This window comes from Marinobacter sp. CA1 (genome assembly GCF_020546665.1).
Taxonomy (GTDB): domain Bacteria; phylum Pseudomonadota; class Gammaproteobacteria; order Pseudomonadales; family Oleiphilaceae; genus Marinobacter; species Marinobacter xestospongiae.
In genome coordinates this window covers 4,378,277-4,394,291 of sequence record NZ_CP071785.1, presented here as the reverse complement: position 1 = coordinate 4,394,291, position 16,015 = coordinate 4,378,277, and the positions used below count along the sequence as shown (strand labels likewise).

Below are 16,015 nucleotides of genomic sequence, written 5' to 3'. Positions count from 1 at the left end.
GGGACTATGCAGAATTTGAAGGTAATGGTGGTGGAGGATGAAGCCACCATGCGGGAACTGCTGCGGGACATGCTGTACCAGGCGGGTGCCACCCGGGTAGTCGAGAGCGAGGACGTTGAGGGTGCCCGTGCGGCCTTTGCCAGCGAGCGCTACGAGATCGTCATGCTCGACCTGGGGTTGCCGGATGGCGATGGTCACGAGCTGATGGAAGAATTCAAGCGCAGCCAGCCCGATCAGCACATTGTGCTGGTGACCGCTGACGATTCCATCGAGAGTATCCAGAAGGCCATCAGCGCCGGGGCCAACGGTTACGTGGTTAAACCCTATTCCCAGGAAAAGATCCACGATGTGGTCAACAACTACGCCATGGTGCACGGCGGCGAGGCCACCATGCTCAAGGGCGGCCTGAAGCGTCGTCACTGACGCTTCCGCCGCCCTGCTCTCCGGTCAGGCTACCTGGCGGGCGATCCAGGAATTGTACTTGGTGGCGAGGGTCCGGACGTATCGGGCCTCGGCACCGTCCAGTCCGCTCAGCACACCCTTGAAAATCCAGCCACGTTCATACAGCCCCAACACCCGTTGCTCATCGTCGAGGTTGACGCGCTGATTCAGTTTCTTGCAGATGGCGTCCAGCAGCGGCAACTTGTTGGGACGGCGCACCGGGCCCTGGCGTTGGTTCAGGGGCTGGTTGGCAGCACGGGAACTCGGTTGTCTTCTCATGGTGTTCTCCTTATCGTTTTGCGGCTGCAAACAGGTGAACCCCGGAGTTCCCGATCCCGACCGGCGGGACGCCGACGGCACGGCGCCACGGCTGACAAGGGGTGCTTGCCCTTCGTGACAGGAACACATTGTGGGGTTCTTAAGCCCGGGGCCTGGACGACCGGAGCCTGATGCGGAGAGGCGGACCCGGTCGCTGCAAGGCTCCCGGGCGAGACCGAAAGCCGTTAGTGAATCACCACCATGGCGCGCGCCACTGGCAGGGCATGGCCGTGGCCGCCGTGGCAAGCGTTGACTGGAATCAGTGCTGACAGTGCAGACAACTGGCTGTCTCCCGGTGGTGAGGTTGGCGGTGTGCGCCAAAGCTTATAGGGTTTCGATCAAGGCGCAGTGTATCGCCTGCGGCCGACTTTGCAAATGGGCATTTCTACCCAATCAACCTGCCTTCAATACCTAACAGCCGCGGCATGGCGGGCCTGTTCAGCGGTCTTCGGCAAACCCTTACAGACGCTTGGGCTTGCGGTCACCATAATTCGTCCTGTCACGTGTTTTACGTTGTGCAATCCGCGGCGACTCCCCTACCGGGTGAGTTACCGAATGGATCTCTCCTTTGTAGCGCGGCCAATTGGTCGCGCTTTTTTTTGCCCCGAAAAAAGTCGTCTGTACCCTCGACCTGCAACTTGCGCCCTGCAACTTGCGGCGCCAACCCTCGGAAACCCCGTAGCGGCTACTGCCTACAGCCAAATGGCCGGATTTTGGCGATAATTTAGCCAGCTATCCAATCCATTGCTATCCAGAGGTTGAAACCTAAGAAAATGTCTGGCGAATCCAGATCTGCCCGCAAGTTCCACTCCGATCTTTTCGTAGAAATCGTTTTGCTGGTCGCGCTCGCGGCTTACCTGATCCTGGCCCAGAACCAGGGTGTGGGGGATGATCTGACCTTCACAGTCATTGGTGCCGGTTTGATGGCGTTGATTTCCTACTGGACCCTCACCACGGTCCGCGATGGCCTGGAACTGGTGGCCATCAAGATGAAGCGTCTGCACCACTGATGCGTGCGCCGGGCGCCCTCGCCCGGGAATGCCGCTCAAGTGACAGCCGCCACCGTCAGGCGCCGTCGGCGTGATTCGCCAGTGGCGCCTGCATCAGACGCCACCAGGTCTCCCGCAGGATAAGGGCGTCGTTGGCGGCGCGGTGCACCGGCAGGGCAAGGTGTTCGATCACCTGGTGTCGGGTCTGTGACCACTGATGCACCTGGCTGGAATCCAGCAGCATGGAGACCGACTCCAGCTGGAACGCCGGCAGTACCTTGGCGGCGCGGAACAGCCGGTGCAGCCAGAAGCTGTCAAAGGTCCAGGCGTCGCAATACACCTGCCCACTGAGCAGTTCGTTGAGCTGCAGCGCCACTTCATGCACGGCGATGCCCTCACGCTCGAGGGTGCTGCGGCTGATGCCGTGGATGCGTTCGGCACTGTCCGACCAGTCGCTCCAGAGCACATGGGGTTGGATCAGCCAGCTGTGCAGGCTGCTGTCTGCCAGGCAAACACCCACTTCAATCGGGTAGCTGGCGATGAGGTCCAGACTGGACGCCTCGAAGTCAATGAATGCCGGGCTGCTATCGGTGGTCATGCCGTTCGAATTTTTTGTTGGTGAGCCGTTTCCAGAGTGTAACCGTCCTGTCAAAGAGACGCGAACCCTATCCTCGCATTCCCTTGTTACAATACCGCCATCACCCACACCGTACCGTGGCCCAGAGCCGTGGTGCGCCAGACGAGGCATTCATGAGCGAGACTGTTGTTGTCATCTATTCCGGCGGAATGGATTCCTTCACCCTGTTGCACAAGGCCCGCGCCCAGGGTTATCAGGTGCACGCCCTGTCGTTCAACTATGGCCAGCGCCACGTGCGGGAGCTGGAATGCGCCCGTGAGGTGTGTCAGCAGCTCGGGGTGCCGCACCAGGTGATTGATATTCGCTCCCTGGGGCCGGTGATGGCCGGATCGGCACTGACCAGTGACGTTGATGTGCCGGAGGGACACTACGAGGAGGACTCGATGAAATCCACCGTGGTGCCCAATCGCAACATGATCCTGCTGTCGCTGGCGACCGGCTACGCGGTGACGGTGGAAGCCCGGGCGGTGTGGTTTGGCGCCCATGGTGGTGACCACGCTATCTACCCGGATTGCCGTCCGGAATTCCTGCAAAAGATGGATGCGGTCTGCCGGGTGGCGAACTACCACCCGGTGGCTATTGAGGCCCCCTTCCTCAAGCACGACAAGGGCGAGATTCTGGCGGAAGGGCTGGCGCTGGGGCTGGACTACAGTCAGACCTGGACCTGCTACAACGGTCGCGACCAGGCCTGTGGCCGCTGCGGCTCCTGTGTTGAGCGGCTGGAGGCGTTTGCCGCCCACGATATTTGCGATCCGCTGCCGTACGAGACCGGTCCGTCATGTACCGGGTAAAGGAAGCGTTCTACACCCTGCAGGGAGAAGGCGCTCAGGCGGGCCGGGCTGCGGTGTTCTGCCGGTTCAGCAAATGCAATCTCTGGAATGGACGAGAGAAGGACCGGGCCGGCTCGGTGTGCGATTTCTGCGACACCGACTTTGTCGGTACCGATGGTCAGAATGGTGGCCGTTTTGATACTGCGGCGGTTCTGGCTGAGCACATCCGTCAGCTGTGGCCCGCTGGCCTGGGGCGGCCCTATGTGGTCTGTACCGGCGGTGAGCCGCTGTTGCAGCTGGATGCGCCACTGATTGATGCCTTCCATGCTGCCGGTTTCGAGGTGGGTGTGGAAACCAACGGCACCCTGCCGGCGCCGGCGGGTATCGACTGGCTGTGCGTCAGTCCCAAGGCCGATGCCGAGGTGGTGATCACCCGCTGCAATGAGCTGAAACTGGTGTATCCGCAGCCGCTGGCGTTGCCGGAACGGTTTGCGGCGATGGACGCGGACCACTTCTTCCTGTCGCCGATGGCGTCTCCGGCGGTTCCCGACGACGGCGATGACCCGATTAAACGCAGCAACACCCGCCGGGCAACGGATTACTGCCTGGCAAACCCGCAATGGCGTCTGACCCTGCAGATGCACAAGATCGTGGGCATCGATTAGCGGCGATCGTTAAAGGTCTCCCTACAGGCTGACAGCCCGACGTTCCAGAGCTGGCGCCGGTACCTGTGCCGGCTCCGCAGCGTTCTGTTTCTGTTGGTTGCGGTACTGGCTGGGGCTGACGCCGGTCCAGCGCTTGAAGGCCCGGGTGAAGTTGGCGGCATCGGCATAGCCCAGGGCATCGGCGATCTGGCTCAGGTTCATGGCGGTGTTTTCCAGCAGTTCCCCGGCCCGTTGCAGTCTTACCTCATCCACCAGCTGCTGGAAGCTGCAGCTCTCCTCCTGGAGACGCCGTTTCAGGGTCCGTTCGGAGACGAACAGAGTACTGGCGACCTGCGCCAGCTTTGGCGGGAATGGGTGGCTGGTTTCGATGACACGCCGTACCCGGCAGCCGAAGCCGGCTTCCTCGGTCAGCTGTTGCAGGGCCTCTTCGCATTGGGCGCGGGAGGTGGCGGCCAGCTGCTCGTCGCTGAAACGGATGGGCGCATCGAGGGCGGATCGCGGCAGCACGAAGGCATCTTCCCGGCACTGATAGTTCACCGGTGCGGCAATCTGCTGGCGAAAACGCTGGAAGTACGCCGGCTCATTGCCCTGGCGACGGATCTCCGCACCTTGCAGCGGTGACCCCAGCAACTGGGTGCCCATGGTGACGCAGCCAAACAGCATGGCGTCGAGGATAAAGCCCTGCAGCGGTCCCAGGTCGATATCGCACACCAGCCGGAACACCACCCGATCCCCTTCCTGCTTATGATGAACCCGCAGATGCGGTGCCCGTAGCATCAGGTAGCGGCTGACCAGGTCCAGCGCCTCCCCCAGGTTGCCACTGCTCATCACCGCGGTGCCGAGAGCGCCGTGCAGTGGCAGTTTCATCTCCTGGGCCAGCATGATGCCCAGGCCGGGCTCACCACTTTCGATGATCGCCCGGGTGACAAACTCGCTGGCCTGGGATTGGCTGACCCGCAACTCCGTGGATTGCAGTCGCGCAGGGTCCAGCCCCACTCGCAGCAGCAGTGCCTGGTCATCGACGTTGAGCCGATGAAGCAGTTCCGCCAGCAGGTGCAGGTAGATCGCTGGCAGGCCGAGGTCCTGGGCCTGGGATGGTGAGGCTCGCATGTCTGTTTCCTCGTAGGTGCTGTTCTTATTGTGGTGGTGGCAATCGACTTTGATTATGACCGCATTGGTACCCCTGCCCCATGACTGCGCTGACGGGTCAATGGGATATGGGGGCCAATTCATGACGTGGTGTCATATTTCTTTAACGGCTGGATGCCGCCTCCACCTGCTCCACCAGCGCGCGCGCGGAGCGGCCGGGCACTTCCAGCATGGGCAGGTGGCCCACGCCCCGAAACAGACGAATATCCGCCGCTGGGATGGTACGCCGGAAATAGTCGACACAGCGGGTTGGGGTGATGGTGTCTTTGTCTCCCCACTGCACCTGGAGCGGCATGGGTCGGCGACCCAGGTAGCGCATCGGGGCCAGGGCATCAGCGAGCATGTCGTTGAAAATATGCCGATGAGCGTGCTGCCGCCGGAGCAGGTCCGGACCCAGCAGCGCGGCAGTGGCCAGGGCGCCGGGATGGGGACGGCCACTGCCGACGGCGTTGAACATGCGATACACCGCGCCCAGCGAGGCTGGAATCAGTACCCGGTCACGATCCGATTCGAACGGCGCCTCCGGATCGACCCCTTCGTGCTCGGGAATGCCGGCACTGTTGAGCAGGGTCAGCGAGGCGGGTGCCGGTTCCAGGCGGTGGGCCAGGATGGTGGCAATGGCGCCGCCCATGGAACTGCCCACCAGGTGGGTCGGGCCGACCTCAAGGTCGGTCAGCCAGTTCCGCAGGCGGCTGGCCTGGATTTCATAGCGATAGCTGGCCCCGGCGTGGTAGTCGCTTTCACCAAATCCCGGCAGGTCCGGTACCAGCAGATGCCAGTGCCGCGGCAGCAGAGTGAGCCACAGACTCCAGTTCTCCTTCATCGCCGCAAAGCCATGGAGCAGCACCACCGTGGGTCGGCCCGGGCCCGGTTGGCCGCGTTCCAGCCACACCAGGCGGTGGCCGTCCACCAGGGTGTGCCGGTGACGGCAGGGTTGCAGCCAGCGATGGCCGGTCCGGGCCAGGGGCCAGAGGTCGGGAAGGGTCAGGGTCACAGCAGGGCCTCACTCATTGGTTACCTGCTGGCAGTGTACCGGGCAGAAACCGTCAGGCGTTGGCTGTCGGGGCAGAACAAGGTGGCGCCAGCGGTCAGTCGAAAGCGGCGAAAGGGGTTCCCAGATCGATGACAACCGGGTCGTGGTCGGACGATCGCCAGGGCTTGCTGGTGGCCACCAAGTCGCCAAAACGGGGATGCTGGTAGCCCAACAGCGATGGTTCATCGGCGTTGATCGCCCAGGTTCGGGCGGCCTGGACGTGGGGCAGCAGGGTCTGGTCAGCCAGACCGTAGTCGAGGCTGCCGAGGCGGCCGCGGAACCGGTAGCTGTAGCGCCAGCCGGATTGGTCCGGCGGGTTGAGCAGATCCCGGTAACCGGCGTTGGCGAGCCGGTCCAGCGGTGTTTCCCGGGCATAACTGTTGAGATCCCCAAGGATCAGGGTGCCGGTGCCGGGCGTCGCCTCTGTAAGCGCCTCTGCCAGCTGCTCGGCTTGCCGATTTCGCCGTGCGGCGTAGCAGCCCTGGCCATCGTCCTGATCCTGATTGGCGCCCCTGGCCCGGCCGCAGCCCTTGGACTTGAAATGGGTGACAACCAGCCGAATCGGTGGGAGTCCGCTTGAGCGTCGGCCGTTGATGGGCAGAAAGGTTTGCACCAGCGCTGGCCGACTCCCCGCCAGATCGACCGCCATCGGCGCGTCAACCACGTTAACCCGGTCGCTCCGATACAGCAGTCCGACCCGTATGGCGTCGTGACCATCGTCCGGGGAGCGCACGAAGCGCCACTGTGCGCCCAGTGCCCGGGCCAGCAAAGCCGGTGCACTGGCAGGCCCGTAGCCATCGCTGGCCAGTTCGGTCAGTGCCAGCACGTCGGGCGCTAGGGCCTGGATGGTGCTGACCAGGCGTTGTTGCTGGCGCTGCCATTGCTGGGCGCTGGTGGCGCCCCGGCTGTTTTCCCGGGGCTGGCCCGTCGCTGCAAGGTACGGGAAGTAGTTGCCCAGGTTGAATGCCACGACCCTGAGCTGATGGCCCTCCGGTGGCGCTGGCGGTGCTGGTCTGGGGGCTGTTGGCCGAAAGATGGGTGGTCGTTCAGGGTGCAGGCGCCAGTGATCAAAACGGTAGTCGAGCACACCGGCGAGTTGCTCTACCGTGGTGCCGGCACGCAGGGTCTGTTGCTCGCTGAAGCCGCCGGCTGGGTAGGACAAGGGCTGGGGATGACGCTGCAGGCGGCCGTCATCCAGCAGCAGCCGTTGGCGTTGTTGCTGCCGGAACAGTGCCTGAGCCTGGGGGCCGGGCGGCAGGATCTGGGTGGGTACAGGTTGGCGTTCAGGCGCCAGGGTCAGGGTGCCATAGCGGGCAAGATCGTACTGGTCGATCACCACCAGCGGCGATTCCAGCCGCACCCGCATGCCTTCCAGAGCCTCGGCGCCGTCGGCTGGGGGCCAGGCAATGGTGGTGGCGGTGGGCAGAGGGGCCGGGCCGCAGTCCAGCCGTTGTTGCACTCGGGTCAGCTCGGTCAGGCCATGGTACTCCCGCACCTGGCCTGTCAGCCGCAGCCGACGTCCTGGCGCTGACAGCGGCGTACGGCTGTGAACAAACAGGGCTTCCGAGGTGGCTGGTTCATCGTCCCGCTGGTGGTCGGCGGATTGCAGGAATGCGCCCTGCAGTTCGCCGGCGTCGGTGGCGCTGTAGGTAATAACGCCTTCCACCGTGACCCGTTGACCAACGTAGGGGGATTGTTCTGCCGCGCCCTGAATCTGGTGGATCGCCAGCGCGGGCTCACCACAGGAGTCTGCCCAGGCTGGCAGTTGGAGGACGGCCAATAGCCAGGCCAGTAACCAGCTGCACACCAGCCACTGGGACCGGGCGCGATAGCTTGGCCTGGTTCTGATTCTCAGGCTTCCGCCAGTGCCCGGGGCTGGGCGGTGGCTTCCTGCGGTGCGGCTGCCTCGGTCTGGCTGATCAGCTCCAGCTCGCCCGTCTCGGCGGCGTCACTTAGGCCGGCCTGACGCAGCAAGTGAGGCGCCAGTGCCGCACGGGTGGTCAGTTCCAGGCGCTGGTCGGTCATGCCGTAGTCGTGGGCGATCAGGTCGCGCTGGTGGTGGTTGAGGCGCTGGCTGGGCTGGAACACCAGGGTAACCAGCTGCTGCCAGTCTTCATCTAGGTGGTGACCGTGCCGGGCCCGTTCGCTCAGCAGCGTCAGCGGCTGGCGGAAACGGCTGAGGCGAAAATCGCGGAATTGCTCGCTGTTGTGACACCAGCCCCGGACGTACCAGCGGTCGAGCCCGCAGATCAGAGTATGGGGTTCCAGCAGGCACTGCTCGGCGTCGGCACTGTCCATGGACAGATACTGGGCGCGGAGCTTGCGACCCTGGCGGATGGCAGCAATGACCGTGCGCGCCAGGGTTGGCTCTGCGAGACGGCGGGGGAATCGCAGGATACGGCTGTTGGGCAAACCGATATCCAGGGTTTCGAAGGTCTGGCTCAGCACCTCGTTACGGCGGATCAGATCGAAGTATTCCTCGGCCTCGCCCTGAGTCACGACCGGCCGGAAATTTTCAGCAGGCACATAACCTTTCAGATGGCGGTCGTATTCCAGGTTGCCGGGCGCCAGCTCGCGCAGGTACGTATTGATGTCCTTGGAAGCCTGCTGGCGGCCAATGCCGAATCCATGGCAGATATGGTTAGTGGTCAAACGACCTTCCCAAAGTGCGATGATCTCAATGAGGCGGTAGCGCAACAGCAGATCCCATCGAATGGGCCACTCCGTTTTTTTCATGTCGCTTGGCTCTTTGACTGGGCTTGGCTCTTAGGCTGGGTGGGGGCCGGAGTTGGGTTCAACCCCGTGGACGGTGTTGCTCGTGCGGAAATCACCCAGCTTTTCTGATGTTCTTTCTGGTATCTCGATCCCTGAGTACCGAATCATGGTAACAGTAATGCCAGTCGCTCGTGTGTTACGTCACCTTAATGTAAAATATTGTGAACTGCCCGTCTGGCGCGGCTTGTGGCGTGGTTGGGTTGGTCATTTTGAGTGCGTTCCAGTGAGTTTGCTTTCGGTTTTCCCTGATGCGTTTGGTCCTCACTCTTCTATCCTCTAATGGATCATTAGCTTACTATTAGCGATCCGATTTTTTTGGGCTCGGAATGTCCGGAGCGTCTGAACGAGTTACCCGTCCCTGGCCCACCCGCCCGTTCAACGACTCCCTGATCTTGCTTTATGGAGTACGAGATTATGAAAGACCAGTTTCCGTTTGCCGTGGCCCGCGTGACCCGACGCTGGCGCAAGCTGCTGGATGAGCGACTCAAGGATCTGGGCGTCACCCAGGCTCGCTGGACCACCATGGTGTATCTGCAAAAAGGTGGTGAGGGCCTGACCCAGCGCGAGTTGGCGGGATTGATGGCGATTGAGAACCCCACCCTGGTGCGCCTGCTGGACAGCCTGGAAGAGCAGAACCTGATCGAGCGCCGTCCCTGTCAGCACGACCGTCGCGCCCGTCGACTGTTCCTCACAGAAGACGGCGAGCGCTTCATGGATGACCTCAACGAGCGTGCGGTGGAGTTGCGCGATCAGATGCTCGAAGGCGTCACTGACGACGAAGTTGAGTGTGCCCTGAAGGTGTTCCAGAAGATCATGGTGAACGCCGAACGTCAGAAGTAATGCCCACCCGGGCCGGAGGCCAGCCCTGAGTCGCAGTTCCGTTGACGATCTGAAGGCCCGTTATGGCGATCGCTGGCGCTGGCTGGCGGTACTGACGGTGATGCTGGGCACCATGGCAACGGTGCTCAGCGCCACTGTGGTGAATGTCGCGTTGCCAGACATCATGGCGGAGTTCGGCATCCGCCAGGGCAAGGCCCACTGGCTGGCGACCGGTTTCATCGCCGCCATGACCACCACCATGCTGGCGTCCGCCTGGCTGTTGGACCATTTCGGTATTCGCAAAACCCTGGGTTGCGCCATGGCGGTGTTCTCGCTGGTGTCGATTCTCGGTGGCTTCAGTCCCGATGCCAATACTCTGATTCTTGCCCGGGTCGCCCAGGGCGCCATGGCGGGACTGATGCAGCCGATGGCCATGTACCTGATCTTCCGGATCTTCCCCAGGGAGCGTCGGGGCCAGGCCATGGGAATCTACGGCATGGGAGTAATCCTTGCCCCGGCGCTGGGTCCGGTGCTTGGGGGCTTCCTAGTGGATCAGTTGCACTGGCGTTATGTAATGTTCGCCCCGGCCCCGGTTACCCTGCTGGGCGTTGTCATGACCTGGCGCTTCCTGCCCCGGCCGGTTACCCGGCCTCAACCCTACCGCTTTGACCTGCCGGGACTGGTGCTACTGGGTATCACCATCGCCTCCAGTCTGGATGCCCTGAACCGGCTGCAGCAGCTGACGGGCCAGCAGGGCCTGATTGCCGCCGAAGGTGCCCTGGCACTGCTGACGTTATCGGCGTTCGTGGTGCGTGAACGTCGCGCCCGCCATCCTCTGCTGAACGTCGCCCTGCTGCGGCGGCCGGCGTTTCTCTATGCCAATATTGGTGCCCTGGCTTTGGGGCTGTCGTTGTTCGGCTCCACCTACCTGATCCCGCTGTTCGTGCAGAGCGCACTGTCGTTCTCCGCCACCGAAGCCGGGCTGCTGATGCTGCCGGCGGGGATTGCCCTGGGTATCACCTTCCCCATTTCGGGCCGGCTGGCAGATCATTACAGCGCCCGTAGCCTGATCTTGGTCGGCATCGGGCTGTTTTCGCTGTCGGCGGTGCTGTTCGCGCTGTCTGATCTGGCTTTGGGGTTCTTCTGGTTGGCACTGTGGGCGGTGCTGGGCCGGATTGGCCTGGGGTTCATGCTGCCCGCGCTCTCCACCGGCGCGTTGAATCCGCTGGCGGTGGACGAGCTGGGTGCCGGCTCCAGCATCATCAACTTCACCCGTCAGCTTGGCGGTGCCTACGGCATCAACGCCGTGGCCCTGACCCTGGAATACGGTGATCATACCGGTGGCCTGCCCACCATTGAGGCCTTTCATACTGCCTGGTGGCTGGTAGCGACCTGTGTCGCCCTAGCGGTGCTGCCGGTGTGGCGGATGCGGACCTGAACCCGACCGCTGACTCGCACGGCCATGCGTTGAATCCGCGGTTATGGCTGGGTATACTGGCGCCACTCTCGGGGGAGTAGCCTTCGCCAGCAAGTGCGAACCGACCGGTTTCGCAATCGCTTTGTCTGGCGGGTGATGGTCAACACACTTGGAGCTCATCTCCATGGCCATCGCGTCCCACCGTCAGCAGATGCCTGACGGGGATTGGCAAGACCTGGGACAGGACCATCTCCCATGGGCGGAGGATGGCTCTGTCTCATGTCTGAAATCCGCCCTGGAGCCTTATCTGAATGGATGCCTTCCTAGCTTCTTCCCTGGCGGTTTTTATCGCCGAAATCGGTGACAAGACCCAGCTGCTGTCGCTGTTCCTGGTCAGCCGTTTTGCCAATCGCAGCGCCATTGTCCTTGGCATTCTGGTGGCGACCCTGCTGAATCACGCCCTGTCGGCCTGGTTGGGGGCCTGGGTTGCCAGTCTGCTGCCCGCGGCCTGGCTGCCGTGGATTCTGGTTGGGAGCTTTGTGGCCATTGCCGCCTGGCTGCTGATCCCGGACAAAGACGACAGCGATGACTCCGGATTCCTCGGGCTGGGGGCGTTTGCCGCGACCACGGTGCTGTTCTTCCTGGCCGAGATCGGTGACAAGACCCAGGTGGCGACGGTGGTGCTGGCGGCCCGCTATACCGAGACCCTGTGGGTGATCGTCGGCACCACGGTGGGGATGCTTGCGGCCAACGTACCGGTTATCATGGCAGGAAAATGGTTGATGGACCGCCTGCCCCTGGCAACGGCCCGCATCGGCGCCAGCGTACTGTTCCTGTTGCTGGCCGTGGTCACGGTATGGACCACCCTGCGAGGCTGAGCGCTTGGCTGGTAACGCCCATTAAAAGACTGAACAGGAAGCCAGGGACCGGTTCCGACTTTGCAGAAAGCCCAGGAAGTACCCTATGGCAAAACGACAACTCTGGTTCGCCGCCTGGCTGGTGGCGTTGCTTGCCCCGGCCTCCGTCCTGGCTGACGACGCGCCAGCCGTCGGAGACGCCAGCGCGGACGTGGAAGCGGCAGACGCCGACAGCGACCCGGAGCGTCCGCGGGTTCCGGTCTGGCGACCGCAGGGTGATCTGCTCGGCGATCTGGGAATGATGACCACCCGCTACGAAGACACCTTCGCGGCCATTGGTACCCGGCTGGGCCTGGGGTATCTGGAACTGGTCAAGGCCAACCCGGAAGTCGACCCCTGGCTGCCCGGGGATGGCACGGCCATTACTCTGCCCCGGCGGTATGTCTTGCCGGAAGGACGACGGCAAGGCCTGGTGGTGAACCTGGCGGAATACCGGCTCTACCATTTCCGCGATGACGGTGTGGCGGTCTACCCGGTGGGTGTGGGTACCGAAGAGAATCCTTCTCCGGTGACCGATGCCCGGGTCACCATGCGACTGGAATCCCCGGCCTGGTATCCGCCCAAGAGTATTCGGGCGGAATACGAGGCGGCCGGCGAGTTTCTGCCGCGGATGATCCCGCCCGGCCCGGAAAACCCCCTGGGCAGTCACGCCCTGCTGCTCAGCGAAGCCGGCTACCTGATTCACGGCACCAACAAGCGCTTCGGTGTCGGCATGCAGGTCAGTCATGGCTGTTTCCGGATGTACAATCAGGACATCGCCACCCTGGCCCGCGAAGTGGCCGATGGCACCACCGTGCAGGTGGTGGATCAACCGGTAAAAGTGGGCTTCAACGGCGACGAGGTGTGGCTGGAAGTCCATCGCCCCACTGAAAACTACCGCGACAGCGACCGGGAGCGGCTGTGGCAGCAGGTGTCTGATCGCCTGGAGCAGCTGCGCCAGAGCGTGCCGGGTGTTGAGATCCAGCGCCATCAGGTAGAGCTGGCGGTGCAGAAAGGCGATGGTATCCCAAGAATGGTTGGCGAGCGCCTGCCGCAACTGGCCTCCGGCGAAGACAGCGGGCGGACAGACTCCGTGACACCCTCACCGGAAGCTGCCTCCCCGGCAGCCGAGCCATCCCCTCCCGTCCAGCAGTTGTGGTTCTGATTCCGGAACTTCGTCGCCAGTTCTCAGGTCACAGCCCTGCAGGCCCGCTATGATCAGCGAGGGTGCCAATCCTGTGCGATGTGTCATGTCGCAGGAGGTCACTCCGGGTTATTCCGGCCGGTTCCCGGCTAACGGGCTATAGTTGCTATTGGGGAGTCCGTCGGAGGCTCCCATTCGATCCCTTGATCAGTAACGGTGAGCGCCCGGCTCGTTGTGGCGGACTCCCGGGCGTGGCAACACTACCGACGCAACTCGGGAGGTGCCATGGCTGTATCACCCAATCGACTCCACGGGGGGCGACTTGCCGTCAGCTTCCTACTGCTGTTGCTGGCGCTGGTGGCCGGTATGGCCAACAGCGAGTCACGGCAGCAGGCCCTGGTGCTGAGGGTGGAGGGCGCCATCGGCCCCGCCACCATGGATTATGTGCTGCGGGGTATTGAACAGGCAGAGGCCGCCGACGCTGAGCTTTTGGTGCTGCAACTGGATACCCCAGGGGGGCTGATGGCCTCCATGCGCCAGATCATCAAAGCGATGCTGTCGTCAGAGGTGCCAGTGGTGACCTACGTGTCCCCCGATGGTGCCCGCGCTGCCAGTGCCGGTACCTTTATCCTCTACGGCAGCCACGTTGCCGCCATGGCTCCGGCCACCCATCTGGGATCGGCCACACCGGTGCAACTGGGCGGCCTGCCCGGCCAGGATTCACCAGACCCCCCTGCCCCTTCCGGAGCTCAGGACGCCCCGACTGACGAATCCCCATCATCGACATCGCCCGCCGATGCCAGCGATGCCACTGATGCAACGGAGACGCCCTCTGCCGATAAGCGCCGTGGCGACACCGCCATGGAGCGCAAGGTGTTGGAGGATGCGGTCAGTTACATCCGTGGTCTGGCAGAACGCCATGGCCGCAATGCCGACTGGGCCGAGCAGGCGGTGCGGGAGGCCGTCAATCTGGGGGCGAAGGAGGCATTGGAGCGCAATGTCATCGATGTGGTGGCAACGTCCCTGCCCGACCTGCTGACGCAGCTGGACGGTCGTACGGTGCAGATGGCTACCGGCCCACGCCAACTGGCCACGGCGGATCTGGCGCTGACCCGGGTGGAGCCGGATTGGCGCACCCGGCTGCTGGCGGTGATTACCGACCCCAACGTTGCCTATTTCCTGATGATCATCGGCTTCTACGGCATCATCTTCGAGATGTCCAACCCCGGGGCTCTGGTGCCCGGGGTGATCGGGGCAATCTGCCTGATTCTGGCGCTGTTCGCATTCCAAGTGCTGTCGGTGAACTACGCCGGACTGGCGCTGATTCTGCTTGGGCTTGCCTTTATCGTCGGTGAGGCCTTCATGCCCAGTTTTGGCATGCTGGGCATCGGGGGCGTCATCGCCTTTGTGGCGGGCTCGATCATCCTGATGGACGGCAGTCACAGCGAGATTTCGCTTCCGGCCATTGGTGGCACCGCTGCGGTGGCGGCGGGATTCATCCTGTGGACGGTAAGCCGGTTCCTGGGACTGCGCCGGCGTCGGCCGGTCAGTGGCCGGGAACAGCTGGTTACGGAGCACGCCCGGGCGCTGGAGGATTTTCAGCCCCGGGACCAGGGCTACGGCGGCCATGTGCAGCTCAGCGGTGAACGCTGGAACGCACTGAGTGAACGACCGGTGGCCGCCGGCGACGACCTGCGGGTGGTGGCACTTGAGGGGCTGACCGTCCGGGTCGAGGCCCCCTGAGGCAATGGCATAAGGAGGCAATATGCTTGGTGAGTTGATTCCCTACGTGGCACCCACGGTGGTGCTGTTGCTGATCATCGCCTCGGCGATCAAGATCCTGCCGGAGTATGAGCGGGGCGTGGTGTTCTTCCTGGGGCGGTTCCAGGGGGTGAAAGGACCGGGGCTGATCATCGTGATTCCCGGCATTCAGCAGATCGTGCGGGTGGACCTGCGGGTGATCACCCTGGATGTGCCCGGTCAGGATGTGATCTCCCGCGACAACGTCACCGTTCGGGTCAATGCCGTGCTGTATTTCCGGGTGGTGGACCCGGAGCGGGCCATTATCCGAGTGGAGAACTACGCCTCGGCCACCAGTCAGCTGGCGCAGACCACGCTACGGTCGGTGTTGGGCAAGCACGACCTTGACGAGATGCTGGCGGAGCGCGACAAGATGAACTCCGATATCCAGGAGATCATTGATGCCCAGACCGAGGAATGGGGAATCAAGGTGGTGAACGTGGAGATCAAGCACGTCGATCTCAACGAGTCCATGATCCGGGCGATTGCGCGTCAGGCGGAGGCAGAACGGGAACGTCGGGCCAAGGTGATTCACGCCGAAGGGGAGCTGCAGGCGTCCCGCAAGCTGGTGGAAGCGGCCCAGGTGATGGCAGCGGATTCGGGCGCGATGCAGTTGCGGTATTTGCAGACGCTGTCGGACATGAGCACCGGCAATGCGTCGACCATTGTGTTCCCACTGCCGCTGGATGTGCTGGCGGCGTTCCAGCGTGGCGATAGCGGTCCAGCAAAGCCATCGGAAGAAGACGGCGCCACCGGAGGATAACGGCGGCTGATACAAAAACAGCCCCGGGAAGCTCGCCAGACCGGTCGATTCAATCGCCGGTTGGGGCTTTCCGGGGCTGTTCCCAGGTAAGAGGCAGCTCTTACTTCTGGCTGGCGCGCTGCAGCATGCGACGCGCGCGCTCGTTGGCCTCGTCGGCAGAGCGCTGGGCAGCACGGGCTGCGGCCAGAGCTTCTTCCGCTGTCTGCTGGGCAGAGCGGGCAGCCGCGGCAGCGCTGTTGGCGGTGCTCATGGCGTTGCTGGCAGTCTGCTCGGCGGAGCTGGCGTTGGCAGCGGCTTCATCGATGGCGGCTTGGTCGGTGGTGGCGCAACCAGCAGTCAGAGCGGTGGCCAGTGCGAACCCTGCGATCGTCAACTTACGCATATCAATTCCTCTCATTG

At 63.2% G+C, this 16,015-nt stretch carries 17 protein-coding genes; 10 read left to right on the top strand and 7 right to left on the bottom strand.

The genetic code is table 11. The annotated features are described in order from the left end of the window. Window positions 1-6: 6 nt before the first annotated feature. Window positions 7-423: a response regulator gene (locus J2887_RS20105; RefSeq protein ID WP_227172901.1), complete on the top strand. Its 417-nt coding sequence runs from the start codon at window positions 7-9 to the stop codon at window positions 421-423. Window positions 424-447: 24 nt separating this feature from the next. On the opposite strand, the gene J2887_RS20100 is transcribed toward J2887_RS20105, so the two are convergent. After that, window positions 448-720 (bottom strand): hypothetical protein, encoded by a 273-nt coding sequence (locus tag J2887_RS20100; protein ID WP_227172900.1) that lies wholly within the window; start codon window positions 718-720, stop codon window positions 448-450. An 872-nt stretch (window positions 721-1,592) separates the two neighbouring features. Between J2887_RS20100 and J2887_RS20095 the strand changes: the two genes are divergently transcribed. Further along, window positions 1,593-1,769 (top strand): hypothetical protein, encoded by a 177-nt coding sequence (locus J2887_RS20095; protein WP_227172899.1) that lies wholly within the window; start codon window positions 1,593-1,595, stop codon window positions 1,767-1,769. Window positions 1,770-1,824: 55 nt separating this feature from the next. On the opposite strand, the gene J2887_RS20090 is transcribed toward J2887_RS20095, so the two are convergent. Further along, entirely contained in the window at window positions 1,825-2,346 is a 522-nt protein-coding gene (locus tag J2887_RS20090) for a hypothetical protein (protein ID WP_227172898.1), read from the bottom strand. 152 nt (window positions 2,347-2,498) lie between these two features. On the opposite strand from J2887_RS20090, the gene queC reads away from it, so the two are divergent. Both queC and queE read left to right on the top strand, forming a co-directional pair. Next, window positions 2,499-3,176 (top strand): 7-cyano-7-deazaguanine synthase QueC, encoded by a 678-nt coding sequence (gene queC, locus J2887_RS20085; RefSeq protein ID WP_227172897.1) that lies wholly within the window; start codon window positions 2,499-2,501, stop codon window positions 3,174-3,176. Further along, window positions 3,164-3,820 (top strand): 7-carboxy-7-deazaguanine synthase, encoded by a 657-nt coding sequence (gene queE / locus J2887_RS20080; RefSeq protein ID WP_227172896.1) that lies wholly within the window; start codon window positions 3,164-3,166, stop codon window positions 3,818-3,820. Before queC ends, queE begins: the two co-directional genes overlap by 13 nt. A gap of 21 nt (window positions 3,821-3,841) precedes the next feature. On the opposite strand, the gene J2887_RS20075 is transcribed toward queE, so the two are convergent. From J2887_RS20075 to J2887_RS20060, 4 genes are all read right to left on the bottom strand, one after another. After that, a complete protein-coding gene (locus J2887_RS20075; RefSeq protein ID WP_227172895.1) occupies window positions 3,842-4,930 on the bottom strand; it encodes an AraC family transcriptional regulator in 1,089 nt (362 codons plus the stop codon). Between the two features lie 142 nt (window positions 4,931-5,072). Continuing rightward, window positions 5,073-5,963: an alpha/beta fold hydrolase gene (locus J2887_RS20070; protein ID WP_227172894.1), complete on the bottom strand. Its 891-nt coding sequence runs from the start codon at window positions 5,961-5,963 to the stop codon at window positions 5,073-5,075. A 94-nt stretch (window positions 5,964-6,057) separates the two neighbouring features. Then, complete coding sequence (locus J2887_RS20065; protein ID WP_227172893.1) at window positions 6,058-7,782, bottom strand: ExeM/NucH family extracellular endonuclease; 1,725 nt, start codon at window positions 7,780-7,782, stop codon at window positions 6,058-6,060. Between the two features lie 71 nt (window positions 7,783-7,853). Next, window positions 7,854-8,738 carry a helix-turn-helix transcriptional regulator gene (locus J2887_RS20060; protein WP_227172892.1) on the bottom strand — a complete coding sequence of 295 codons (885 nt, stop codon included), beginning with the start codon at window positions 8,736-8,738 and terminating at the stop codon, window positions 7,854-7,856. Between the two features lie 453 nt (window positions 8,739-9,191). Here J2887_RS20060 and J2887_RS20055 point away from each other — a divergent pair, with 453 nt between their 5' ends. From J2887_RS20055 to J2887_RS20030, 6 genes are all read left to right on the top strand, one after another. Continuing rightward, a complete protein-coding gene (locus J2887_RS20055; RefSeq protein WP_227172891.1) occupies window positions 9,192-9,617 on the top strand; it encodes a MarR family transcriptional regulator in 426 nt (141 codons plus the stop codon). Window positions 9,618-9,666: 49 nt separating this feature from the next. After that, window positions 9,667-11,034, top strand: coding sequence for a DHA2 family efflux MFS transporter permease subunit (locus J2887_RS20050; protein ID WP_416381924.1), 1,368 nt, complete (start codon window positions 9,667-9,669; stop codon window positions 11,032-11,034). A gap of 290 nt (window positions 11,035-11,324) precedes the next feature. After that, a complete protein-coding gene (locus J2887_RS20045; RefSeq protein ID WP_227172890.1) occupies window positions 11,325-11,891 on the top strand; it encodes a TMEM165/GDT1 family protein in 567 nt (188 codons plus the stop codon). 85 nt (window positions 11,892-11,976) lie between these two features. Beyond that, window positions 11,977-13,074, top strand: a complete 1,098-nt coding sequence (locus J2887_RS20040; protein WP_227172889.1) for a L,D-transpeptidase family protein — start codon at window positions 11,977-11,979, stop codon at window positions 13,072-13,074. Window positions 13,075-13,338: 264 nt separating this feature from the next. Then, the gene (locus tag J2887_RS20035; RefSeq protein ID WP_227172888.1) at window positions 13,339-14,796 is read left to right on the top strand and encodes an NfeD family protein; all 1,458 of its coding nucleotides are present in this window, start codon (window positions 13,339-13,341) and stop codon (window positions 14,794-14,796) included. Window positions 14,797-14,818: 22 nt separating this feature from the next. Then, the gene (locus J2887_RS20030; protein ID WP_227172887.1) at window positions 14,819-15,616 is read left to right on the top strand and encodes a slipin family protein; all 798 of its coding nucleotides are present in this window, start codon (window positions 14,819-14,821) and stop codon (window positions 15,614-15,616) included. 100 nt (window positions 15,617-15,716) lie between these two features. On the opposite strand, the gene J2887_RS20025 is transcribed toward J2887_RS20030, so the two are convergent. Further along, complete coding sequence (locus J2887_RS20025) at window positions 15,717-15,998, bottom strand: Lpp/OprI family alanine-zipper lipoprotein (protein ID WP_227172886.1); 282 nt, start codon at window positions 15,996-15,998, stop codon at window positions 15,717-15,719. Window positions 15,999-16,015 lie beyond the last annotated feature (17 nt).

Coding starts and splice junctions, on each gene's coding strand:
- J2887_RS20105 (WP_227172901.1), top strand. CDS start 7: ATGCAGAATTTGAAGGTAATGGTGGTGGAGGATGAAGCCACCATGCGG.
- J2887_RS20100 (WP_227172900.1), bottom strand. CDS start 720: ATGAGAAGACAACCGAGTTCCCGTGCTGCCAACCAGCCCCTGAACCAA.
- J2887_RS20090 (WP_227172898.1), bottom strand. CDS start 2,346: ATGACCACCGATAGCAGCCCGGCATTCATTGACTTCGAGGCGTCCAGT.
- queC (WP_227172897.1), top strand. CDS start 2,499: ATGAGCGAGACTGTTGTTGTCATCTATTCCGGCGGAATGGATTCCTTC.
- queE (WP_227172896.1), top strand. CDS start 3,164: ATGTACCGGGTAAAGGAAGCGTTCTACACCCTGCAGGGAGAAGGCGCT.
- J2887_RS20075 (WP_227172895.1), bottom strand. CDS start 4,930: ATGCGAGCCTCACCATCCCAGGCCCAGGACCTCGGCCTGCCAGCGATC.
- J2887_RS20060 (WP_227172892.1), bottom strand. CDS start 8,738: ATGAAAAAAACGGAGTGGCCCATTCGATGGGATCTGCTGTTGCGCTAC.
- J2887_RS20055 (WP_227172891.1), top strand. CDS start 9,192: ATGAAAGACCAGTTTCCGTTTGCCGTGGCCCGCGTGACCCGACGCTGG.
- J2887_RS20045 (WP_227172890.1), top strand. CDS start 11,325: ATGGATGCCTTCCTAGCTTCTTCCCTGGCGGTTTTTATCGCCGAAATC.
- J2887_RS20040 (WP_227172889.1), top strand. CDS start 11,977: ATGGCAAAACGACAACTCTGGTTCGCCGCCTGGCTGGTGGCGTTGCTT.
- J2887_RS20035 (WP_227172888.1), top strand. CDS start 13,339: ATGGCTGTATCACCCAATCGACTCCACGGGGGGCGACTTGCCGTCAGC.
- J2887_RS20030 (WP_227172887.1), top strand. CDS start 14,819: ATGCTTGGTGAGTTGATTCCCTACGTGGCACCCACGGTGGTGCTGTTG.
- J2887_RS20025 (WP_227172886.1), bottom strand. CDS start 15,998: ATGCGTAAGTTGACGATCGCAGGGTTCGCACTGGCCACCGCTCTGACT.